The following is a 23357-nucleotide window of genomic DNA, read 5'->3' on the forward strand; positions in this document are numbered from 1 at the left end:
TCGCCCGACGGCGAGACCCCACGGGGACTATCAGGAAACGGTTCGTATGCAACTCAATCCTTCGGAAATCAGCGACCTGATCAAGGCGCGCATCCAGAACTTCGACGCCACCACCGAGGCGCGCACGACGGGCACCATCGTGTCGCTGCAGGACGGCATCGTCCGCATCCACGGCCTGTCTGACGCGCTGCAGGGCGAAATGCTCGAGTTCCCGGGCAACGTCTTCGGTCTCGCACTCAATCTTGAGCGCGACTCCGTCGGCGCCGTCGTGCTGGGCGACTACAAGCACCTGAAGGAAGGCGACACCGTCAAGACGACGGGCCGCATCCTCGAAGTGCCGGTCGGTGAAGGGCTGCTGGGCCGCGTGGTGGACGCGCTCGGCAATCCCATCGACGGCAAGGGACCGATCAAGGCCGCCGGCACCTCGCCGATCGAGAAGGTCGCCCCGGGCGTGATCACCCGCAAGTCGGTGAGCCAGCCGGTGCAGACCGGCTACAAGGCGATCGACTCGATGGTGCCGATCGGCCGTGGCCAGCGCGAGCTGATCATCGGCGACCGCCAGACCGGCAAGACCGCGCTCGCCGTCGACACGATCATCAACCAGAAGGGCTCGGGCATTAAGTGCATCTACGTGGCCATCGGGCAGAAGAACAGCTCGATCGCCAACGTCGTGCGCAAGCTCGAAGAGCACGGCGCGATGGCGCACACCATCGTCGTCGCCGCCGCCGCCGCCGAATCGCCGGCGCTGCAGTACATCGCCCCGTATGCCGGCTGCTCGATGGGCGAGTACTTCCGTGACAAGGGCGAAGACGCGCTGATCATCTACGACGATCTGTCCAAGCAGGCCGTCGCTTACCGCCAGGTGTCGCTCTTGCTGCGCCGCCCGCCGGGCCGTGAAGCCTTCCCGGGCGACGTGTTCTACCTGCACTCGCGTCTGCTCGAACGCGCCGCGCGCATCAACGAGGAGTACGTCGAGAAACTGACCGGCGGCAAGGTCAAGGGCAAGACCGGCTCACTCACTGCGCTGCCGATCATCGAGACCCAGGCCGGCGACGTCTCGGCCTTCGTGCCGACCAACGTCATCTCGATCACTGACGGCCAGATCTTCCTCGAGACCGATCTGTTCAACGCCGGCATCCGCCCGGCCATGAACGCCGGCATCTCGGTGTCGCGCGTCGGTGGCGCGGCGCAGACCAAGGTGATCAAGAAGCTCGGCGGCGGCGTGCGTCTGGCGCTCGCCCAGTACCGCGAGCTCGCCGCCTTCGCGCAGTTCGCCTCCGATCTCGACGAGGCGACCCGCAAGCAGCTCGAACGCGGTCAGCGCGTCACCGAGCTGATGAAGCAGAAGCAATACCAGCCGCTGTCGGTGGGCCAGATGGCGGCATCGCTGTACGCGGTCGAGAAGGGTTACATCGACAAGGTGCCGGTGGACAAGGTACTCGCCTGGGAGGCGGGTCTGCATCAGTTCCTCGCCAGCAGCCACGGTGAACTGCTCGGCAAGCTCGATGGCGGCGACTGGAATGATGAGTTGGAAAGCGGCCTGAAGGCGGCGATGGACGCCTACGTCAAGCAGTCCGCCATCTGATTTCATTCCCCAGATAGAGAGCAGCCGTGGCCGCCGCCAAGGAAATCCGCACCAAGATCAAGAGCGTCAAGAACACGCAGAAGATCACGCGGGCGATGGAAAAGGTCGCCATGTCGAAAATGCGCAAGGCGCAGGATCGCATGGCGGCGGCACGCCCGTACGCCGAGAAGATCCGCCGCACGCTGGGCCATCTGGCGCAGGCGAACCTCGAGTACAAGCATCCGTTCACGATCGAGCGCGAGGTCAAGCGCGTTGCCTACCTGGTCGTCTCATCCGACCGCGGTCTATGCGGCGGCCTGAACATGAATGCCTTCCGCGCCACGGTGCGCGAGGTGCGCGAGTGGCGGGCCAAGGGCGTCGAGGTCGAGTTCGTGCTGATCGGCAACAAGGCCGTGTCGTTCTTCAAACGACTCGGCGGCAAGGTGCTGGCGACCACGACGCACCTGGGCGACCGTCCGCATCTCGAACAGTTGCTGGGCTCGATCAAGGTGCTGACCGACGCCTACCGCGAGGGCCAGGTCGATCGCGTCTTCGTCGTGTCGAACCAGTTCATCAACACGATGACGCAGAAGCCGACGGTACTGCAGCTGTTGCCGATCGAACCGGTGAGCGACGAAGGCATGCTCGAACACTGGGACTACCTGTACGAGCCTTCGTCCACCGAGCTGCTCGACGTGGTGCTGACGCGTTACATCGAGTCGCAGGTGTATCAGGCGGTGATCGAGAACATGGCCTGTGAGCAGAGCGCGCGCATGGTGGCGATGAAGGCGGCGTCGGACAACGCCGGCAAGATCATCAACCAGTTGCAGCTCGCCTACAACAAGGCGCGTCAGGCCAACATCACCAAGGAATTGGCAGAAATCGTCGGCGGCGCGGCCGCCGTCGGTTGAAGACGCGATCGTGGGTCGCGGCGGTGTCGCGACACGGATCGCCCCTCAAGCAATACGAGTCACGAGAGCAAACATGAGCACTGGCAAGATCGTTCAGGTTATCGGCGCCGTCGTCGACGTGGAGTTTCCGCGCGATGCGATCCCGAAGATTTACGACGCGCTGAGCATCGACGGTACCGATCTGACGCTCGAGGTCCAGCAGCAGCTCGGCGACGGCGTCGTGCGCACGATCGCACTCGGCGCCTCCGAAGGTCTCAAGCGCGGCCTCGCCGTGAAGAACACCGGCCATCCGATCTCGGTGCCGGTCGGCAAGGGCACGCTGGGGCGCATCATGGACGTGCTCGGTCGCCCCATCGACGAGGCTGGCGAGGTCAAGTCCGAGGAGAAGTGGGCGATCCACCGCGCCGCGCCGTCCTATGAGGACCAGGCCGGTTCGACCGAGCTGCTCGAAACCGGCATCAAGGTCATCGACCTGCTGATCCCCTTCGCCAAGGGCGGCAAGGTTGGTCTGTTCGGCGGCGCCGGCGTCGGCAAGACCGTCAACATGATGGAGCTGATCAACAACATCGCCAAGGCGCACTCGGGTCTGTCGGTGTTCGCCGGCGTCGGCGAGCGCACCCGCGAGGGCAACGACTTCTATCACGAGATGAAGGAGTCGAACGTGCTCGACAAGGTGGCGATGGTCTACGGCCAGATGAACGAGCCGCCGGGCAACCGTCTGCGCGTCGCCCTCACGGGGCTGACGATGGCCGAGTACTTCCGCGACGAGGGCCGCGACGTGCTCTTGTTCATCGACAACATCTACCGCTACACCCTGGCCGGCACCGAAGTCTCGGCACTGCTCGGCCGCATGCCTTCGGCCGTGGGTTACCAGCCGACGCTGGCCGAGGAGATGGGTGTGTTGCAAGAGCGCATCACCTCGACCAAGAAGGGTTCGATCACCTCGATCCAGGCCGTCTACGTGCCGGCGGACGACCTCACCGACCCGTCGCCGGCAACGACCTTCGCGCACCTGGACGCCACCGTGGTGCTGTCGCGTGACATCGCGGCGCTGGGCATCTACCCGGCGGTCGATCCGCTCGACTCGACCTCTCGCCAGCTCGATCCGAACGTGATCGGCGAGGAGCACTACCAGACCGCGCGCGACGTGCAGGGCGTACTGCAGCGCTATAAGGAGCTCAAGGACATCATCGCGATCCTGGGCATGGACGAGCTGTCCGAGGAGGACAAGCTCATCGTCGCCCGCGCGCGCAAGATCCAGCGCTTTTTGTCGCAGCCATTCCACGTCGCCGAGGTGTTCACCGGCTCGCCCGGCAAGTACGTTTCGCTCAAGGAGACCATCCGCGGTTTCCGCGGCATCGTCGATGGCAAGTACGATCATCTGCCGGAGCAGGCGTTTTACATGGTCGGCACCATCGACGAGGCCGTCGAGAAGGCCAAGAAGCTGTAACACGGTGAGGAGTGAGACGTGAGACGTAGCGTCGCGACCTCACCGTTGTCTCACGTCTTACGACCCACGTCTCACGAGAAGTGAAATGGCAAACATCCACGTAGACATCGTTTCCGCCGAGGGACACATCCACTCGGGCGAGGCGCAGATGGTGTTCGCACCGGCGGAGATGGGCGAAGTTGGCATCGCGCCGCGGCACGCGCCGCTGCTGACCCGGCTCAAGCCGGGCACGGTGCGCGTGCAGCAGCCGGGTGCCGAGGCGCTGGAGTTCTTCGTCGGCGGCGGCATCCTCGAAGTGCAGCCCTATCTGGTCACGGTGTTGGCCGACACGGCGCTGCGCGCCAAGGACGCCGACGAGGCGGCCGCGCTCGCCGCCAAGCAGGCGGCCGAGGAGAGACTCGCTGGCGCCAAGAGCGAAATGGATCTGGCCCGTGCCCAGGCCGAGCTGGTCGAGGCCGCGGCGCGCCTGCAGTTCGTGCAGAAGCTCAAGTCGCGCCGCTGAAATCGAAATGCCGCGTACCGGCCGCGCGGCCGGTACGATGACCGTCCCGCCCCTGTTCCGGCAACATGGGCGGGATTTTCGTTTGGAGCGTCCATGACCAAGAACGCCGCACTGCACTGCATCGTCCTTGCCGCCGGCCAGGGTACACGCATGAAAAGCGCGCTGCCCAAGGTGCTGCACACGGTCGGCGGGCGGCCGATGCTCGCGCACGTACTCGATGCCGCGCTGGCGCTGGACGCGAGCGCGATCCACGTCGTCCACGGACATGGCAGCGAGCAGGTGCGCGCGTGGTGCGAGCGCGCCCGGGTCGCGCCGGGGCGCTTGTGCTGGGCCCATCAGGCCGAACAAAAGGGCACGGCGCACGCGGTGCAACAGGCCATGCCGAATGTGCCGGACGATGCCGTCGTGCTGGTCATGTACGGCGACGTGCCGCTGATCACGCCCGCCACGCTGCGGCCGCTGCTCGACGCCGGTCGGCGCACGCTGGCGGTGCTCACGGTCGAGCTCCCCGACCCGACCGGTTACGGCCGTATCCTGCGCAATCGCCAAGGTGCCGTGACCGGTATCGTCGAGGACAAGGATGCGAACGCGCGCCAGCGCCGCATCCGTGAGGTCAACACCGGCTTCATCGCGGCGCCAGCGAAGCGACTGCGTACCTGGCTCGCGAAAGTCCGCAACGACAACGCCAAGGGCGAGTTCTACCTGACCGATGTCGTCGCGCTCGCGGTCAAGGATCGGCTCGAGGTCGCGACCGTCACCGTCGCGAACGCCGACGAGGTCGAGGGTGTGAACGACCGTCTGCAGCTCGCGCGCATGGAGCGCCGCTACCAGCTTGCGCAGGCCGAGGCGCTGCTCGTCGCCGGCGTGAGCCTCGCCGATCCGTCGCGCTTCGAGCTGCGCGGCACGCTCACGCACGGTCGCGATGTCTTCATTGATGTCGGCTGTGTGTTCGAAGGTCGGGTCGAGCTCGGCGATGGCGTGCGCATCGGGGCGTACTGCGTGCTGCGCGACGTGCGCCTGGGTGCCGGCACGATCGTCGAATCGCACAGCGTGCTGGATCGGGCGACCGCCGGAGCGGACTGCCGCATCGGACCCTTCGCGCGCCTGCGCCCGGACGCCGAGCTCGCCGATGCGGTGCACATCGGCAATTTCGTCGAGGTCAAGAAGGTGCGCATGGGGCGTGCCAGCAAGGCCAATCATCTGGCCTACCTGGGCGACGGCGAGGTCGGCAGCGACGTCAACATCGGCGCCGGCACGATCTTCTGCAACTACGACGGCGCCAACAAACACCTGACCGTGATCGAGGACGGGGCTTTCATCGGTTCTGACACGCAGCTCGTCGCGCCGGTGCGCGTCGGCAAGGGGGCGACCATCGGCGCCGGCTCGACGATCGCCCGCGACGTGCCCCCCGGCGGCTTGACGATCTGCCGCGCGCGCGAACAAAAGACCTTCCCGTCCTGGCAGCGCCCGCGCAAGAACGCCGATCAGGGCCGCTGAGCCGCCTGCGCCGCGCGCCATTGTGCGGGGGTGTCGATGTCGATCGCGGCCTCGGGCATCGGCACGCGCCGCAGCCGCCCGGCCTGCGCCGCGAGCAGCGCACGCGCGCCGCTATCCCCGCGCAGCGCGGCGAGGGCCGCGAAATGCGCGCGCGCGAACACCGCCGGCGGCCCGACGACGGTGCCATGGTCGGCCGCGGTGATCGCGCCCGCTTCGTGTGCGGCGAGCAGTCGGCGCAGTTGCGAAGCGCCGACCAGTGGCTGGTCGGCGAGCGCGATCAGCACGCCGTCGAGCGCGGCGTCGTCGCCGAGCGCGGCGACCGCGCAGGCGATCGAGCGCCCCAGCCCTTCGCGCCAGTCCGCGTTGTGGATCAGCCGCAGCGGCAGTCCGGCAAGGGCGGCGCCGACCGCATCGGCGTGGGCGCCGGTGACGACGGTCAGCGGCAACCCGGCGTCGAGCAGCGCCTGCGCGCTGCGGCGGACCAGCGCGACGCCATCGAGGCAGGCGAGCTGCTTGGGGCTGCCGAAGCGCCGCGCCGCGCCGGCTGCGAGCAGCACGCCGGCGATGCGCGGTTCAGTGGATCGGGCCATCGCCGAGGCGCAAGGCGCCGCCGTTGCGGCCGTGCATCACGGCCTGGATCTCGGCCGCGATCGCCAGCGCGATCGCCTCGGGTGTCTCGGCGCCGATGTCGAGCCCGGCCGGGGCGTACAGCAGCGGCGCGCTGCTGCCGAGCGCCGCGCACAGGCGCCGGGCGCGCGTGCGCGAGCCGAGCGCGCCCAGATAACCGGGCGCCGCGTGTGCGAGCGCGCGCAGATAGTCCAGATCGCGTTCGAGATTGTGCGTCATCACCACGACCGCGCTGCGCGCGTCGAGGCGCAGCGAGGTGGAGACGCGCTCCGGCGTCACGCACAGCCGCGCGACGCCGCGCGGCGGCGGCGTATCGCCGACTTCGGTGTGGCCGACGAGGGTCACCTGCCAGCCCAGCATGGCGCCCAGCCGTGCCAGCGCATGCGCGCCATCGTTGTCGCCGACGACGAACAACGCCAGCGGCGGCGCGACCGGCTCGATCAGCACCTCGATACGCTGGTCGCCGGCCCGCAGCGCCGTGGCAACGGTCGCGCCGGGGGGGATCCGCTCACACTCGGCCACGATCGCGCCCGCCACGCGCTCGTCCCCGAGCGCATCGAAGCGCACGCCGTCATGCCACAACAAGCGCCGCGGCCGTGGCAGGCAGTGGCCATCGCTCGCGTACCAGCTCGCCAGCCAGCCGCAGTCCCGCTCGTGGATCAGCGCGGCGACGGCATCGAGATAGCGCAGCTCGTCGGCGCCGCCGAAGGTCTCGACGAGGATTTCCATCGCGCCGCCGCACCCGAGTTCGAGCAGGGCATCGTAGCCATGCTCGCGGTCGTAGCGGACGATGCAGGCTCCACCGTCCTGCGCGAACAGCGCCCGCGTGCGCGTCACCAGATCGGCTTGGGGGCAGCCGGCCGACAGGCCGCGCACGATGCTGCCGTCGCGCCCGATCAGCATGCGCGTGCCGGCGCGGCGGAACACCGGCCCTTGCGTGCGCAGCAGGGTCGCGATCGCACCGCCGCCGGCGGCGGCCAGGCGCCGCGCGCCGGCGTGCAGCGTGGCGAACTCCTCGGGTGTATTCATGCGGCCAAACGTCTTTCGGCTCGCGCAGCGTACACAGCCGGCGCCACCGGCGGTAAGCCGCGCGCCGCGCAGGACTTGACCGCGGCGGCACTCGTGCAACCTTGCCGATCGCGCGGCAGAGGCATCCGTCTGCCCGCGTCCGGCGTGCGCGCCATCGGCGTCGTAGAATGCGCGGCCAGCCATCAGCTTTCAGAGCCGCTCATGTGCGGAATCGTCGGTGCAATCGCCGGACAGGATGTCAGCGCCCTTCTTATCGAAGGCCTGCGCCGGCTCGAATATCGGGGCTATGACTCGACCGGCGTCGCGCTGGCGGTGCGTGCCGGTGAGCTCGGCCTGCGCCGCGCGGTCGGCAAGGTCGCGCGTCTGCAGGAGAAGCTCGACGCCGAGCCATGCCGTGGGCCGATCGGCATCGCCCACTCACGCTGGGCGACGCACGGCGGGGTCACCGAGGCCAATGCGCACCCGCACGTCTCCGGCGGCCGCATCGCGCTGATCCACAACGGCATCATCGAGAACTACGTCGAGCTCAAAGCCGAGCTCGAAGCCAAGGGCTATGTCTTCGCCTCCGAGACCGATACCGAGGTCATCGCCCACCTGATTCACGAGCACGTGCAGCAGGGGCTCGATCTGACCGCGGCGGTGCAGCAGGCGGTCAAGCGGCTCACCGGCGCCTACGCGATCGTCGTCTTCGACGCGCAGCAGCCGGACCGCATCGTCGTTGCGCGCATCGCCAGCCCGCTGGTGATCGGGCTCGGTGCCGACGGCAATTACGTCGCCTCCGACGTGCAGGCGCTGCTGCCGGTCACGCGCCGGTTCCACTTCCTCGAAGAGGGCGATGTCGCCGACATCCGCCGCGACTCGGTGACGATCTTCGATGCGCGCGGCCGGCGCGTCGAGCGCGCGCTGCACGAGTCGAGCCTGTCGGCGGACGCCGTCGAGCGCGGCGAGTACGCGCACTACATGCTCAAGGAGATCCACGAGCAGCCGCGCGCGATCGCCGATACGCTGTCGGAGCGCATCGTCTCCGATCACGTGCTCGAAGCCGCGTTCGGGCCGCGCGCGGCCGACGTGCTGCCGCGCGTGCAGCAGGTGCACATCGTCGCCTGCGGCACCAGCTATCACGCCGGGCTGGTCGCGCGCTACTACCTCGAACAGGGTGCGCGCATTCCGTGCACGGTCGAGATCGCCAGCGAGTACCGCTATCGCAATCCGGTGGTCATGGCCGGCACGCTGTTCCTCGCGATCTCGCAGTCGGGCGAGACCGCGGACACGCTCGCGGCACTGCGCGAGGCGAAAAAGCTGGGCTACGTCGCCACCGCGGCGATCTGCAACGTGCCCGAATCCTCGCTCGTGCGGGAGGCCGACCTGGTGCTGATGACGCGCGCCGGTCCGGAAGTCGGCGTCGCCAGCACCAAGGCATTCACGACGCAGCTCGCCGCGCTCGGCCTGCTCGGCCTGGCGATCGCGCAGCGCCGCGGCATCGACCGCCGCGTGATCGCCTTGTACACGCGGCAGATACGCCGCGTCCCCGAGATGGTCGAACACACGCTCAAGCTCGACGCGCCGATCCGTGCCTGGGCCGAACGCTTTGCCGACAAGCGCCACGCGCTGTTCCTCGGCCGCGGCCCGACCTGGCCGATCGCGATGGAAGGCGCGCTCAAGCTCAAGGAGATCTCCTACATCCACGCCGAGGCCTATGCCGCCGGCGAGCTCAAGCACGGTCCGTTGGCGCTGGTCGACGACGACATGCCGGTGGTCGCGGTCGCGCCGAACAACGCGCTGCTCGAAAAGCTCAAGTCCAACCTGCAGGAAGTGCGGGCGCGCGGCGGCCGCCTGTTCGTCTTCGCCGATCCGAACACCGGCATCGAGCCCAGTGACGGCGTCGAGGTGATCATCATGCCCGATCACATCGAGCCGCTACAGGCGCCGCTGGTGTACACGGTGCCGCTGCAACTGCTCGCCTACCATGTCGCCGTGCTGCGCGGCACCGACGTCGATCAGCCGCGCAATCTGGCCAAGAGCGTCACCGTGGAATAGCGGCGCGGCGGCGTGGCCACCGCCCGCCACCGCGCGATCCGGATCCTGTCAGGGAGCGATCCTTGGTACGGCGGCGGGGAAGCTGCGCTCGCGGTGCCAGTCCGGCCCGAAGTCGCCACGCAGCATCCGCTCCCAGTAGAGATAGGGCAGGTAGTGCTTCTTGAGCCACCAATAGCTGCGGCGCGGGATGCGCGGGTCGAGCGGAAAGCTCGGCGTCACCACACCGTCGTAGCAGAACTCGGCGAGCATGATCTTGCCGCGTGAAGTGGTCAGCGGACAGCTGGCGTAGCCGTCGTACTTGCGCACACTGCCGTTGCCGAGCAGCGCCTTCAACACATTGGCGACCACCACCGGCGCCTGCGCCCGCACCGCCGCCGCGGTCTTGCTGTTCGGCGTCGTGGTGCAGTCGCCCAAGGCGAAGACGTTGTCGAACTTCGGGCTTTGCAGCGTGTGCTTGTCCACCGCGAGCCAGCCGCTCGCATCGGCGAGCGGGCTGTGCTTGATGAAGTCCGGGGCCGACTGCGGCGGCACCACGTGCAGAAAGTCGAAGCGCTGGGACACGCGCCGTTTTTCGTCGCCCGCGACCACCTCGAAGTGCGCCGTCCGGTTCGCGCCGTCGACGGCCACCAGCGTATGCGCGAAATGCGCCGTGATGCCGTAGTGGGCGACGACCTTGTCCAGCGCCTGCGAATAGAAAGGCACGCCGAACATCGCCGCACCCGCGGTGTAGAAATGGCACGCCACGTCCGCGCCGCGACGACGCAGATGATCGGCCGCGAGATACAGGGCCTTTTGCGGAGCGCCGGCACACTTGATCGGCATGGCCGGCTGCGTGAACAACGCCGTGCCGCCACGGAGCTGACTCACGCAGGCCCAGGTGTAGGGGGCGTGTTCGTAGGCGTAGTTGCTCGACACGCCGTTCTTGCCCAGGGTTTCGACCAGGCCGTCGATCTTGTGCCAGTCGAGTTGCAGGCCGGCCGCGACGATCAGGATGCGGTACTCCACGCTGCCCCCGCCGTGCAGGCGCAGGCGGTTCTGCTCCGGCGCGAAGCCCTCGACCCGTTCGACGATGTGATGCACGCCCTTGGGGATGAGCGTGCGCATCTCCCGGCGCGTGGCGGCGATGTCGTAACAGCCGCCACCGACCAGCGTCCAGGCCGGCTGGTAGTAGTGGTACGGGGCAGGGTCGATCAGCGCGACGTCGAGCTCCGATCGGGCGCGCTTGAGCGCGGCGGCGACGGTGAGGCCGGCTGCGCCGGCACCGACGATGGCGATGGTGTGGCGACGGTGAGAATCGGTCATGACGCAGTGCTCCTGTGGGTCTTGCGACGGCACGATGCGCGCCGTGCCGGCATTGAAAAATACCCTATCGGGTATCATAATCGAAGATATGGAATATCGTTAGTCTCATTGGTTATATGGACGTCCGCAAGAAGCGGGCCGGAGTGCACCATGATTTTCCGCCAATTCTTCGACGCGAGCTCGAGTACCTACACCTACTTGCTGGCTTCGGGTCCGGGCCGCGAGGCCTTGATCATCGACCCGGTCAAGGAGCGGACCGCCGACTACCTCGCCGTCATCAATGCGCTGGGCTTGAAGCTGGTACGCGCCATCGACACCCATACCCATGCCGATCACATCACCGGCTTGGGCGATCTGCGTGACGCCACCGGCTGCGTCACCATCATGGGCGAGTTCACCAAGGCTCAGTGCGTGAGCCAGCACGTCAAAGAGGGCGAGACGCTGGACGTGGACGGCCTCCGGCTCAAGGCGCTGTACACGCCGGGACATACGGACGAGTCTTTCAGCTTCGTGCTCGGTGCCGAGCGGCCCAGGGCGGTCTTCACCGGCGACGTCTTGCTGATCCGCGGCACCGGACGCACCGATTTCCAGAACGGCGATCCGCGCAAGAGCTGGGACTCCATCGTCAACAAGCTGTTCCGTCTGCCCGACGAGACCACGGTCTACCCAGCCCATGATTACAAGGGCTGGACGGCGTCGAGCATCGGCGAGGAAAAGCGTCACAACCCACGACTGGCCGGCAAGACCGAGGCGGAGTTCATCGAGATCATGAACAACCTCAAGCTGCCGAACCCCAAGCTGATGGACGTGGCCGTTCCCGCCAACCTCGCCTGCGGCAAGGTGTGATCATGACCGCCGGCGGTCTGGGTGATCGATGGGGGCGGCGCCTGGCCCGCGCCTTCGAAGACCTGGGCCTCGCCGTGGTGCTGCTCGCCACGGTGATCTCGGCCGGGCAGGAACTCTGGCGCATGGCCGCCGCGCGTACGGTTACGCTCGCCGAGTTGTTGCTGCTCTTTATCTATGTGGAGGTGGTGGCGATGGTGCGGCTGTATTGGGAGTCCGGACGGCTACCGGTACGCATGCCGCTCTACATCGCGATGGTAGCGATCGCGCGACACGTGGTGGTGGATGTCAAGCCCGAGCACGCCAGCGCCATGTTCTATTTCGGTCTTGCGGTACTGGCGCTCGCTCTGGCGGTGCTGGTCGTACGTTACGGGCATCTGCGCTTGCCCTATCCCGATACCGAGCGCGCGACCACCCGGATCCCCAACGAGTGAACGGCGCCCTGGCCCGCTGGCTACCCCTTTTCGCCGACCTGCGCAGGGCCGGGCGCGACACGCTGGCGGCCGACGGCCTCGCCGGAACCGTCACCGCCATCCTGCTGATCCCGCAGGCCCTGGCCTATGCCTTGCTCGCAGGGCTGCCGCCCCAGGTCGGACTCTACGCCAGCGTGCTGCCAGTGCTGGTCTATGCCCTGCTCGGCAGCAGCCGCACGCTCGCCGTCGGTCCGGTCGCGGTGGCGGCGGTGATGGTCACCACCGCGCTCACGCCGTATGCCGACGGCGACATGGAAAAATACGTCGCCGGGGCGTTGATTCTCGCCGCGCTCAGTGGGGCCATCCTGCTCGCAATGGCCGCGCTGCGGCTGGGCTGGCTGACGCACTTCATCAGCCATCCCGTGCTGTCGGGCTTCACGACCGCGGCGGCGATCTTCATCATCGGCACCCAGCTTTCAGCGCTCACCGGCATCCCGGTACCGCGCGATGCCAACCTGCCGGGGATCGTCCGGGCGTTGCTGGCCCATGCCGAAGCCTTCAACACCGCCACCGCGGCGTTTGGGCTCGCTGCCCTGGTGCTGTTGTTCGCGGCACGCAAGCCGCTGACCCGCGTACTGGTTGCGCGGGGGATCAAGCCAGCCCAGGCCGCCATCGCCGGCCGCACCGCACCCTTGGTGCTGGTGGCCGTGACCACGCTCATATCCGCACTGACGGATGCCGAGAAGCGCTGGCAGGTGGCGGTGGTCGGGCCGATTCCGCAGGGCCTTCCGGGCCTCTCGCTCGCGTTTCTGCAGGAGCCCGGCTGGGCGGCCCTGCTGCCGGCGGCGGTGATGATCGCCCTCATCGGCTATATCGAGAGCATCTCGGTCGCCAAGGCACTGGCGCTGCGGCGCGGCGAGAAAATCGACGCCGATCAGGAGCTGCTCGCCTTGGGCGGCACCAACCTCATGGCCGCCTGCGCGGGCGCCATGCCGGTGTGCGGCGGCTTTGCGCGCAGCATGGTCAACTTCGACGCCGGTGCCCGAACCCAGCTCGCCGCCGTCGTCACCGCGCTGTGGGTTGCGCTCGCCGCCTTCGCCTTCACCGGCCTTCTGGCCGCCCTGCCCAAATCGGTGCTCGCGGCCATCATCGTGGTCGCGGTTTGGCAACTGGTGGACTTCCCATCGCTGTTCCACACCTGGCACTACGACCGCGGCGACGGGGCCGCGCAGGCGGCCACCATGCTGGGCGTGCTGGGCTTCGGCATCGAGGTTGGGCTGATGCTGGGCGTCGGGCTTTCGCTGCTGCTGTTCCTCTACCGCACCAGCCGCCCACACATCGCCGTGATCGGCCGGCTGGGGGAGAGCGAGCACTACCGCAACGTGCTACGCCATGTCGTCGAGACCTGGCCGGACCTGTTGCTGGTGCGCCTGGACGAGACGCTCTACTTCGCCAACGCTCCGCGCGTCGAAACCGAGCTGCAGAACCTCATCGCCGGGCGCAAAGACCTCTGCGACGTGGTGCTGGTGATGTCCGGCGTGGCCTACATCGACAGCAGCGGACTCGACGTGCTGGAGTCCCTGGAACGCGGCCTTGCCGAACGCGGCATCCGCCTGCACCTCGCCGAGGTGAAGGGCCCGGTGATGGATAGGCTCAAGGACACCGCCTTGTGCCGGCGCCTGTCGGACGATCGCATCCATCTTTCGACACACGCGGCGGTGCAGGCCCTGCGGCGGGTGGATCGCGCCGACGCTCGGCCCGGGCGGTGATGGCGCCGCCACCGCGATGCGGCGAGGCCGCGCGTACGTCGGGATGCGCAACACCGATGTGGCGGATCCGGGCACGCAAGGCCGCTGGCGATGACTGCGCCTGGCGTTGCATCGCTCGCCCCGTCACGCCACCGCCCATTCCGTCGACAGCAGCGCCGCCTGCTCCAGCACCGTCTGCGTGGCCTTTTCTTGCTTGTCCGGCGGGTAGCCGTGATTGCGCAGGATGCGCTTGACCAGCACGCGAAGCTGCGCGCGCACGTTCTCGCGCAGCGTCCAGTCGATGCTCACGTTATGGCGCACCGTCTGGACCAGCTCGCGCGCGATGGCGCGCAGCGTCTCGTCGCCCAAGACCTTGACCGCGCTGTCGTTGGTTTCGAGCGCGTCGTAGAAGGCCAGCTCGTCCTCGGACAGGCCCAGCGCTTCGCCCCGCGCGTTCGCCTCGCGCATGTCCTTGGCCAGCGCGATCAGCTCCTCGATCACCTGCGCCGCCTCGATCGCGCGGTTCTGGTAGCGGCGCAGCGACTGCTCCAGCATCTCGGCGAAGGAGCGTGCCTGCACGACGTTCTTGCGCCGCCGGGTCGCGAGCTCGCCCTTGAGCAGCTTCTGCAGTAGTTCGACCGCGAGGTTGCGCTGCGGCATGCCGCGCACCTCGGCGAGAAACTCATCGGAAAGGATGGAAACGTCCGGCTTCTGGAGCCCGGCCGCCGCGAAGACGTCGACGACGCCTTCGGGTGCGACGGCCCGCGAGATGATCTGCCGCACCGCGTGCTCGATGTCCTCCTCGGGGCGCGCATCATTGGGCGCGCGCTTGGCGAGCACCGCCTGCACGGCCTGGAAGAAGGCCACGTCGTCACGGATGCGCAGGGCCTCTTCGTGCGGCACGGCGAGCGCAAAGGCCTGGGACAGTTCGCGCACGGCGCGCACAAAGCGGTCTTTGCCGTTTTCCTGGCCGAGGATGTGCTCCTGCGCGGCAGGCAGAAGCGCCACACGCTCGGCCGGTGTTCCGCTCGTCCAGCGCGACCGGTCGAAGCCCCGCACGACGCCGCCAGGCGTCGGATACGAACCCAAGAGCCCGCAGCACACCTCGTACTTCTCCAGCATCAGAGCCACGGCCTCGTCCTGATCGAGCGCCGTGCGGCCCGTGCCGCCGCTGTCGGTGTAGGTCGCGAGCGCCGCCTTCAGCTCGTGCGCAAGGCCGAGGTAGTCCACGACGAGCCCGCCGGGCTTGTCGCGGAAGACGCGGTTCACGCGCGCGATCGCCTGCATCAGCCCATGCCCCCGCATCGGCTTGTCGATGTACATGGTGTGCATGCAGGGGGCGTCGAAGCCCGTCAGCCACATGTCCCGCACGATCACGATGCGCAGCGGATCGGCCGCATCGCGGAAGCGCTTGGCGAGCGCCTCGCGCCGCGGCTTGTTGCGGATGTGCGCCTGCCAGTCCGGTGGGTCCGAGGCGGAACCGGTCATCACCACCTTGATCGCGCCGCGGGCGTCGTCTTCGTCGTGCCACGCGGGACGCAGCTTCACCAGCTCCCGGTACAGCTCGACGCAGATACGCCGGCTCATGCAGACGACCATCGCCTTGCCGTGCATCGCCTCGCAGCGCTTCTCGAAGTGCTCGACGATGTCGCGGGCCACGAGCCGTAAGCGCTTTTCGGTACCGACGATGGCTTCGAGCTGCGCCCACTTGGTTTTGAGCTTCTCTTTACGCTCGGCCTCCTCGCCCTCGGTCGCCTCCTCGAAGTCCGGATCGATCTTCGGCCGCTCCGTCTCGTCGAGCGCGAGTTTGGCGAGCCGGCTCTCGTAGTAGATCGGCACGGTGGCGCCGTCCTGCACGGCGCGCTGGATGTCGTAGACGCTGATGTAGTCGCCGAACACCGCGCGCGTATTGGCGTCCTGCAATTCGATCGGCGTGCCGGTGAAACCGATGAAGGACGCATTTGGCAACGCATCGCGCATGTGGCGCGCGTAGCCGTCGATGAAGTCGTACTGGCTGCGGTGTGCCTCGTCGGCGATCACCACGATATTGCGGCGGGAGGACAAGCGAGGGTGCCGGTCGCCCTTCTCCTCGGGAAAGAACTTGTGGATGGTGGTGAACACCACGCCACCGGCCGCCACCGAGAGCAGCGCGCGCAGGTGCGCGCGCGATTCGGCCTGCACGGGCGGCTGGCGCAGCAGGTCCGCGCAGCGCGAGAAGGTGCCGAAGAGCTGGTCGTCGAGGTCGTTGCGGTCGGTGAGCACGACGATCGTCGGGTTCTCCATCGCCGGCTCGCGGATGATGCGGCCCGCGTAGAACGCCATCGTCAGGCTCTTGCCCGAGCCCTGCGTGTGCCACACCACGCCCACGCGCCGGTCTCCCGGCTTGCCGCCGGGCCTGCGGCCTGCTTCGTAGCGCCCGGTCTCTTCGGCGACGCGTTCCGCGCGGGCCAGCTCCGCCGCGCGCAGCGTTTCGCCGACCGCCACCTGCACCGCATGGAACTGGTGGTAGCCCGCCATCTTCTTGATGAGGCGCCCGCTCCCGTCGTCCTCGAACACGATGAAGTCGCGTACCAGATCCAGAAATCGCCGTGGCGCGAACACGCCCTCGATCACCACCTGCAGCTCGGGGACCTGGCTGTCGGCGAGCCGCTCGCCCGTGATCGTGCGCCAGGGCTTGAACCACTCGCGGCCGGCGCCGAGCGCGCCGACCCGCGCCTCGACGCCGTCGGAGACGACGAGCACCGCGTTCGTCGCGAAGAGCGAGGGGATCTCGGCCTGGTAAGTCTGGAGCTGCCGCAAAGCGCTCCAGATCGTCGCGTTCTCGTCGGCGGCGTTCTTGAGCTCGAGCACCGCGAGCGGCAGGCCGTTCACGAACAGCACTACGTCCGGCCGGCGGCTGTGCTTGTTCTCCGTGACGCTGAACTGGTTCACCGCGAGCCAGTCGTTGGCCTCGGGGTTGTCGAAGTCGATCACGTGGGCCTGCGCGCCGCGCACCTCCCCCTCACGCGTGCGGTACTCGACCGTCACGCCGTTCACCAGCAGACGGTGCAAGGCGCGGTTGCGCTGGACCAGGTCCGCGCCCTCGGGCCGCGTGAGCTTGCGATAGGCGTCCTCCAGCGCCTCGGCGGGCAGCGTCGGATTGAGCCGCGCCAGCGCGTCACGCAGCCGTGCGCCCAGCACCACTTCGCCGTGGCTGGCGCGCTCGGCGGCAGGCATGTCGGGCGCGATGTCAGGCCCGTGGGCGATCTGCCAGCCGCTGGCTTTCAGCCAGTCCAGAGCGGCGTCTTCGACGTCGGATTCGGTGAAGCTCGTGCTCATGCAGACTCCCAGAGCCGGCGGACTGGCACCGCGAACAACCCGCCCCCAAAGCTGACTGTCGCGCTGCCGTCATAGAGCACCACGCCCGCGGCGAAGCGCCTGCCCGCCGCGCTCTGCAGCTTGCGAAGCCCGCGCAGGTCCGACTCGTTGACCGTGGCGGCGGCCTTTACCTCCACACCGGCGACCACGCCGTCGCCTTCCAGCACGATATCCACCTCGAAGTCATCTCGATCGCGGAAGTGGAAGAAGTCGATCGGGTCGGGGCGCCAGCTCGCCTGACGCCGTAGCTCCTGAAGCACGAACGTCTCCAGCATCGCGCCGAGCACGGCGCGGTCAGCCTCTAGGCGCGCGGCATCCAGTCCCAGCAGCGCGCAGGCAATGCCGGTGTCGCCAATGTGAAGCTTCGGGCGCTTGACGAGCCGACTCATCTGGTTGACGTGCCACGGCGCCAAGCGCTCGAGCAGGAACACCCGTTCGAGCAGTGTCACGTGGTCGTGAATGGTCTGGCGCGTCAATTCGAATGGCGCCGCGAGATTGGTCACGTTGATGAGCCCGGCGGTATGTGTGGCCGCGACGCGCAGCAGCTTGGGTAGCGTGTCGAGGGAACGCACGCGGCTCAGGTCACGGACGTCGCGCTGTATCTGCGCCTCGACGTAGTCGCGGTACCAGGCACGGCGTCGCGCCGGGGCGCGCCGCGCGAGCGCGGCGGGATAACCGCCGTCCACGATGCGGCGGGCGAGGTCGCGGCCAAGCGGCGCTGACAGGCCCGTGCGGAACCGCCCGCGCAGCAGATCGTCGACGAAGCGGGAACGCACGCCCTCGATCTCGCATTGAGCGAGCGGGTGCAAGCGCAGGATCCCCATCCGGCCGGCGAGCGAATCGGCAAGCTGCGGAACGAGCAGCACGTTCGCAGACCCCGTGAGGATGAAGCGCCCCGCCGCGCGGCGCGCGTCGATGGCCGCCTTGAGCGAGGTGAAGATCTCCGGAACCCGCTGCACCTCGTCGAGGATGGATTTCGCCGGCAGCCGGGCGACGAATCCGATCGGATCCGCGCTCGCGGCGGCGCGGGTGGCGTCGTCATCGAAGGAGACGTACCGATAGCCCTGCACCTCCCCGACGCTGCGGGCGAGCGTCGTCTTACCGCTCTGCCGGGGTCCGTGGACGAGCACGGCCGGCGTGTCCCGCAGCGCTTCGCGCAGCCGGGGCGCGAGCAGCCGGGGGTAGGTTGGGGAAGTGCGCATGCCGGAGGGATAGGGTCAGCGGTCGGCTGAATGCTAGTTTGGGTGTCGGCTGAATGCAAGTTCGGGCGTCGGCTGAATGCTAATTCGCCTCGCGGCCAGCGGCGATCGCGGGGTCATGCGCGACCACCGCCAGCGGCAGGCCGTTCACGAACAGCACTACGTCCGGCCGGCGGCTGTGCTTGTTCTCCGTGACGCTGAACTGGTTCACCGCGAGCCAGTCGTTGGCCTCGGGGTTGTCGAAGTCGATCACGTGGGCCTGCGCGCCGCGCACCTCGCCCTCACGCATCCGGTACTCGACGGGCACGCCATTCACCAAAAGCCGGTGCAAGGCGCGGTTGTGCTGGATCAGGTCGGCGCCGGGGGCTGCGTCAGCTTGCGGAAGGCGTCCTCCAGCGCTTCGGCGGGGAGGTCGGGATTGAGGCGGGCGAGGGCGTCGCGCAGGCGCTGCGCCAGCACGACCTCGCCGTGGCTGGCGCGCTCGGCGGCAGGCATGTCGGGCGCGATGTCAGGCCCGTGGGCGATCTGCCAGTCGAGAGATTCGAGCCAGGCGAGGGCGGCCTGCTCGACGTCGGATTCGGTGAAAGCGCTCATAGCCCGCGCGCCTCCAAAAACCGCTCCGCATCGTTCACGCGCAGCGCGCCGGAGATGAGCCTGGGCAGCAGCGCGTCGCGCAGGGCGGCGAGGGTGCGGGATTCGCGCTCATGTTCGACTACCTTGCGATACAGTGGCTGCGATATGCGGTCGAAGGCATCCATGACGGACGCGGTCGGCGCGACAGTGCGAATAAGCCGGAAACTCGACCTGCTGATCTCAAGGAACGTGGAGCCGTTGGCGTGACTGACGATCTCTTCGTGGAACGCGCGAGCCCAGCGCAGCAAGAACAGGTTCGATGTGCCGCGGCGCGGCTTCATCGCGATGAAGCCCTGATTGACGGCGACCGGAACCTCGGCGATGGCGAGGTAGCCAATCGGAGCACGCGAAGAAAGCAGAACGGTTCCCTTCGGGAGCAAGCCCGAACTGATCTGTGCCAATCCCGCGTCGGTAATCTTTCGTTCGGTATCGAGCAGGACCGGCATCGAAAGCGCTGACAGGTCCTTCGGCGTGACCCAGTAATGCGTGCCGCCCTCCCAATACTCGGCCCGTTCGGTCTTCGGGGTGCTCCCACCGACAACATCTGCCAACTCGCTGATGGGTTTGACCTCCCACCCCTCCGGAATCTCGCCGAGTTCGGAGTCGACGAGGCGGGCGGGGAAGAGGTCGGCGAGGGGCGCAGGCAGGCCGGGGTCGCGGCCTTCGGCCTTGGCGCGGACGGGGTCGAAGTCCACGAACCACGACTTGAACAGCGCCCGCGCCATCGCCTCCAGCGTCTCGCTCATCCGCCGGTTCAGCTCGATTTTGTCGTCCAGCGTGCCGAGGATGTGAGCAATGGCCTGTTGTTCGTCAATGCTCGCGGGCACCTCAATCGTAAACCTCGGCATTTCGATCAAGGGAATCCGATCCACAGTGCTTCCATGGATCGTGCGCGATCGCAGAGTCTTTTGGAACTGCGGTCCAAGATACGCATACAGCAGGAAGCGCTTATCTACTTTCCCGGGACGCGCACGTAACAGGCCCATCCTCCGTCCGAGACAGCAGCGCAGGCCGTGGGGGATGATCGCGGCCTCTCCGAGGCGGGTTTCGTACGAGAAGACGACGTCCCCTTCTAGCGGTTCCACACGGCGCGTCCAACGCGCGTAGTCGTCCTCGGACAAGTGCTCTGCGTTCGTGAGATCGATGCGCCCTGAGGCGAGATTCGAGATACCGAGGAATACTGGGCCATCATCTGTCTTTGGCGGAGTTGCGTGCGGCCCGTCATAGATCTCCGCTAGCTCGCCAATCGGCACTTCGCGCCACTCACCCGCCATACCCCAGCTCCTTCAGGTTGGCGGCAATCGCGGCATCGAGCCTCAAAGCCTCGGCCTGCCGCTCGCGTTGTTCGTTTCTGATCGCCACCGGCTTCATGGCTGCATGTCCTGTGGTTCCTCGAACAAGCGCAGGTACGGCTCGAAGCGGAAGCGCCGGTTGCGGGCGTAGCCGGTGATCTCGCGGAGCAGGCCGATGCCTTCGAGGCGCGCGACGATCTGGTTGGCGCCAGCCGGGGTGATGTCGAGCCACTCGCGCACGGTGGCCACCGAGACGATGGGGTGGTCGAACAGCCGATCCATCACACGCTGGCCGTTGGCGGCGGCGCGGCCGAGCCGTTCGGTGATCTTCGCGCGGTAGCCCTCGCGCATGCGCAGGATGGCGGCTGCGGTGGCGGTTGCCTCGCGGCTCGTGGCGATGACGCCATCGAGAAAGAACGCGAGCCAGCCCTCCCAGTCGCCCGCATCGCGAACCGCCTGCAGCCGGTCGTAGTACTCGGCCCGGTGCTGCTTGAAGTAGTGCGAGAGGTAGAGCACCGGTTTGGTCAACAAGCGTTTTTCGGTGAGGAGGAAGGTGATGAGCAGTCGCCCGACGCGTCCGTTGCCGTCGAGGAAGGGGTGGATGGTTTCGAACTGGGCATGGACGAGGGCCACCTGCACCAGTGGAGGCAGGCCGCCACCGTCGTGGATGAAGCGCTCCAGGTCGGAAAGTGCCTGGGGCACCTCGTGGGGCGGCGGCGGTACGAAGGTGGCGGTCGCCAGGGTGCAACCGGCCGGGCCGATCCAGTCCTGGCTCGTGCGCAGTTCGCCCGGCTGCAGCCGCCCGCCGCGCACGCCTCGCATCAGTTCGGTGTGGATCTCGCGGATCAGGCGCACGGAGACCGGCAGCTTGGCGAGGCGCGCGAGTCCATGGTTCATGGCGCGCACGTAGTTGGCGACTTCCTGCACGTCCTTGGGCGTGTCGGGGTCGAAGAGGTGCGCCTCGGCCGCGAGCAGGTTCTGCAGCGAAGACTGGGTGCCTTCGATCTGGCTGGAGAGCACCGCCTCCTTGCGCACGTACATGAACACGAACAGGTCCGGGTTGGGGAGCGTGAGCACCGCGCCGTCCAGCCGCCCGAGCGCGTAGTCGGCGGCGGAGAGCCGATCGCGCAGGGCGCCGTCCAGATCGACAGGCGGGTCGGGCGGCAGCGGCGCCGGGAGAAAGGCACGGTAGCCGGTCGATTGGCTCACGTAGCGCCCGGCGCGACCGGCCTTGTTATCCCTTGCGTTACTCATGGTGCGCAACCCGATCCATGATAAACAATGCGTTTAATATGGTGCGATTACGCTAGTATCGTCAACGCTGCCTTCAAAACCCCAGCTCCTTCAAGTTGGCGGCGATCGCGGCATCGAGCCTCAAAGCCTCGGCCTGCTGCTCGCGCAGTTGCGCGACGAGACGCTTCATCTTCTCCTCGAACGGCTCGCCATCATCTTCGACGGCCTCCGCGCCGACGTAGCGGCCGGGCGTGAGCACGTGGCCGTGCTTGCGGATTTCCTCAAGCGTCGCGCTCTTGCAGAAGCCGGGCACGTCGGCGTATCCGCCGGCTTCCTTCTCGCCGCGCCAGGCGTGGTAGGTGGTGGCGATGCGGGCGATGTCCTCGTCGGTCAGCTCGCGGTGGGTGCGGTCCACCATGCGGCCGAGCTTGCGGGCGTCGATGAAGAGGATTTCGCCGCGGCGGTCCCGGAACTTGCCCCCAGGCGCCGCCTTGGCGGCGCCGGTAGTAGACGAGCTGCGGTCGCGCGCGAGGAACCACAGGCACGCGGGAATCTGCGTCGAGTAGAAGAGCTGGCCGGGCAGCGCCACCATGCAGTCCACGAGGTCGGCCTCGATCAGGTTCTTGCGAATCTCGCCCTCGCCGGACTGGTTCGACGACATCGAGCCGTTGGCCAGCACGAAGCCGGCGACGCCCGCGGGCGCGAGGTGGTGGACGATGTGCTGCACCCAGGCGAAGTTGGCGTTGCCGGCGGGCGGCACGCCGTACTGCCAGCGCGCATCAATGCGTAGGCGCTCGCCGCCCCAGTCGGAGACGTTGAACGGCGGATTGGCGAGGATGAAGTCGGCCTTGAGGTCTGGGAAGCGGTCGTTGTGGAAGGTGTCGCCGTGCGCGATCTGGCCGTCGATGCCGCGGATGGCGAGGTTCATCTTGGCGAGCCGCCAGGTCGTGTAGTTCGACTCCTGGCCGTAGATCGAGATGTCGGCTTTCGCCTTCCCGCCGTTCCCATTGCCGTTGGCGTGTGCGCGGATGAACTCCACCGACTGCACGAACATGCCGGATGAGCCGCAGCAGGGGTCGTAGACGCGGCCCCGGTAAGGTTCGAGCATTTCGACCAAGAGCTTCACCACGCAGCGCGGCGTGTAGAACTCGCCGCCTTTTTTGCCCTCTCTGCTTGCGAACTGCGAGAGGAAGTACTCGTACACGCGGCCGAGCACGTCCTTGGTGCGGCTTGCCTCGTCGCCGACCTTGATGTCGCTGATCATGTCGATCAACTGGCCGAGGCGCTGCTTATCGAGCGCGGGCCGGGCGTAGTCCTTGGGCAGCACGCCCTTGAGCGCCGGGTTGTCGCGCTCGATGCCGGCCATGGCGTCGTCGACGAGCTGGCCGATGGTGCTCTGGCGGGCCTGGGCTTTGAGGTGTGCCCAACGCGCCTCGGGCGGCACCCAGAAGATGTTGACCGCGCGGTATTCGTCCGGGTCCTCCGGATCGGCGCCCTGGTCGCGCTCGGCCTCAAGCCGCGCGTGCTGCTCCTCGAAGGCATCGGAGATGTACTTGAGAAAGATAAGGCCGAGGACGACGTGCTTGTACTCGGCGGCGTCCATGGAGCCGCGCAGCGCGTCGGCCATTTGCCAGAGCTGGGCTTCGTAACCGATGGTCGCGCCATTGCCCTCGCGGCCATCGCGCTTTTTCGTGTCGTTCTTTGCCATGACGAGAATCCT

17 protein-coding genes and 1 pseudogene are annotated in these 23357 nt (G+C 67.7%); 9 read left to right on the forward strand and 9 right to left on the reverse strand.

The genetic code is table 11. The features are described 5' to 3' along the window. Positions 1-46 precede the first annotated feature (46 nt). The 5 genes from atpA (at position 47) to glmU (ending at position 5924) form a co-directional block, all read left to right on the forward strand. A complete protein-coding gene (gene atpA, locus ABSH63_RS03830; protein ID WP_352887592.1) occupies positions 47-1585 on the forward strand; it encodes a F0F1 ATP synthase subunit alpha in 1539 nt (512 codons plus the stop codon). A 26-nt stretch (positions 1586-1611) separates the two neighbouring features. Then, positions 1612-2475, forward strand: a complete 864-nt coding sequence (gene atpG / locus ABSH63_RS03835) for a F0F1 ATP synthase subunit gamma (protein ID WP_352887593.1) — start codon at positions 1612-1614, stop codon at positions 2473-2475. Between the two features lie 73 nt (positions 2476-2548). Then, the gene (gene atpD / locus ABSH63_RS03840) at positions 2549-3925 is read left to right on the forward strand and encodes a F0F1 ATP synthase subunit beta (RefSeq protein ID WP_352887595.1); all 1377 of its coding nucleotides are present in this window, start codon (positions 2549-2551) and stop codon (positions 3923-3925) included. Positions 3926-4010: 85 nt separating this feature from the next. After that, positions 4011-4427: a F0F1 ATP synthase subunit epsilon gene (locus tag ABSH63_RS03845; RefSeq protein WP_352887597.1), complete on the forward strand. Its 417-nt coding sequence runs from the start codon at positions 4011-4013 to the stop codon at positions 4425-4427. A 93-nt stretch (positions 4428-4520) separates the two neighbouring features. Next, positions 4521-5924 (forward strand): bifunctional UDP-N-acetylglucosamine diphosphorylase/glucosamine-1-phosphate N-acetyltransferase GlmU, encoded by a 1404-nt coding sequence (gene glmU, locus ABSH63_RS03850; protein WP_352887600.1) that lies wholly within the window; start codon positions 4521-4523, stop codon positions 5922-5924. Here glmU and ABSH63_RS03855 read toward each other — a convergent pair. Both ABSH63_RS03855 and ABSH63_RS03860 read right to left on the reverse strand, forming a co-directional pair. Next, positions 5912-6514 carry a nucleotidyltransferase family protein gene (locus tag ABSH63_RS03855; protein WP_352887602.1) on the reverse strand — a complete coding sequence of 201 codons (603 nt, stop codon included), beginning with the start codon at positions 6512-6514 and terminating at the stop codon, positions 5912-5914. The two genes, glmU and ABSH63_RS03855, sit on opposite strands and share 13 nt — an antisense overlap. Then, entirely contained in the window at positions 6498-7580 is a 1083-nt protein-coding gene (locus ABSH63_RS03860) for an XdhC family protein (protein WP_352887603.1), read from the reverse strand. The genes ABSH63_RS03855 and ABSH63_RS03860 overlap by 17 nt, the downstream gene beginning before the upstream one ends. 201 nt (positions 7581-7781) lie before the next feature. On the opposite strand from ABSH63_RS03860, the gene glmS reads away from it, so the two are divergent. Further along, complete coding sequence (gene glmS, locus ABSH63_RS03865; RefSeq protein ID WP_352887604.1) at positions 7782-9617, forward strand: glutamine--fructose-6-phosphate transaminase (isomerizing); 1836 nt, start codon at positions 7782-7784, stop codon at positions 9615-9617. Positions 9618-9665: 48 nt separating this feature from the next. On the opposite strand, the gene ABSH63_RS03870 is transcribed toward glmS, so the two are convergent. Further along, a complete protein-coding gene (locus ABSH63_RS03870; RefSeq protein WP_352887605.1) occupies positions 9666-10919 on the reverse strand; it encodes an NAD(P)/FAD-dependent oxidoreductase in 1254 nt (417 codons plus the stop codon). Positions 10920-11069: 150 nt separating this feature from the next. On the opposite strand from ABSH63_RS03870, the gene ABSH63_RS03875 reads away from it, so the two are divergent. The 3 genes from ABSH63_RS03875 to ABSH63_RS03885 are packed head-to-tail and all read left to right on the forward strand — an operon-like array spanning position 11070 to position 13944. Next, the gene (locus ABSH63_RS03875; protein ID WP_352887606.1) at positions 11070-11765 is read left to right on the forward strand and encodes an MBL fold metallo-hydrolase; all 696 of its coding nucleotides are present in this window, start codon (positions 11070-11072) and stop codon (positions 11763-11765) included. A 2-nt stretch (positions 11766-11767) separates the two neighbouring features. After that, positions 11768-12196, forward strand: a complete 429-nt coding sequence (locus ABSH63_RS03880; RefSeq protein WP_352887813.1) for a phosphate-starvation-inducible protein PsiE — start codon at positions 11768-11770, stop codon at positions 12194-12196. Continuing rightward, positions 12193-13944, forward strand: a complete 1752-nt coding sequence (locus ABSH63_RS03885) for a SulP family inorganic anion transporter (RefSeq protein WP_352887607.1) — start codon at positions 12193-12195, stop codon at positions 13942-13944. The genes ABSH63_RS03880 and ABSH63_RS03885 overlap by 4 nt, the downstream gene beginning before the upstream one ends. Before the next feature lie 123 nt (positions 13945-14067). Here ABSH63_RS03885 and ABSH63_RS03890 read toward each other — a convergent pair whose 3' ends face one another. The 6 genes and pseudogenes from ABSH63_RS03890 to ABSH63_RS03920 form a co-directional block, all read right to left on the reverse strand. Then, positions 14068-17241: a type I restriction endonuclease subunit R gene (locus ABSH63_RS03890; RefSeq protein ID WP_352887608.1), complete on the reverse strand. Its 3174-nt coding sequence runs from the start codon at positions 17239-17241 to the stop codon at positions 14068-14070. Further along, a complete protein-coding gene (locus ABSH63_RS03895) occupies positions 17238-18482 on the reverse strand; it encodes an ATP-binding protein (RefSeq protein ID WP_352887610.1) in 1245 nt (414 codons plus the stop codon). The genes ABSH63_RS03890 and ABSH63_RS03895 overlap by 4 nt, the downstream gene beginning before the upstream one ends. A gap of 121 nt (positions 18483-18603) precedes the next feature. Next, positions 18604-19073: pseudogene (locus ABSH63_RS15765) on the reverse strand (type I restriction endonuclease); the annotation flags it as partial. After that, the gene (locus tag ABSH63_RS03910; RefSeq protein WP_352887614.1) at positions 19070-20386 is read right to left on the reverse strand and encodes a restriction endonuclease subunit S; all 1317 of its coding nucleotides are present in this window, start codon (positions 20384-20386) and stop codon (positions 19070-19072) included. The pseudogene ABSH63_RS15765 and the gene ABSH63_RS03910, both read right to left, overlap by 4 nt. A gap of 93 nt (positions 20387-20479) precedes the next feature. Beyond that, the gene (locus tag ABSH63_RS03915; protein ID WP_434223244.1) at positions 20480-21658 is read right to left on the reverse strand and encodes a Fic family protein; all 1179 of its coding nucleotides are present in this window, start codon (positions 21656-21658) and stop codon (positions 20480-20482) included. A 73-nt stretch (positions 21659-21731) separates the two neighbouring features. After that, positions 21732-23345 (reverse strand): class I SAM-dependent DNA methyltransferase, encoded by a 1614-nt coding sequence (locus ABSH63_RS03920; protein WP_352887616.1) that lies wholly within the window; start codon positions 23343-23345, stop codon positions 21732-21734. Positions 23346-23357 lie beyond the last annotated feature (12 nt).

The organism is Sinimarinibacterium thermocellulolyticum, from assembly GCF_040327995.1.
GTDB lineage: Bacteria > Pseudomonadota > Gammaproteobacteria > Nevskiales > Nevskiaceae > Solimonas > Solimonas thermocellulolyticum.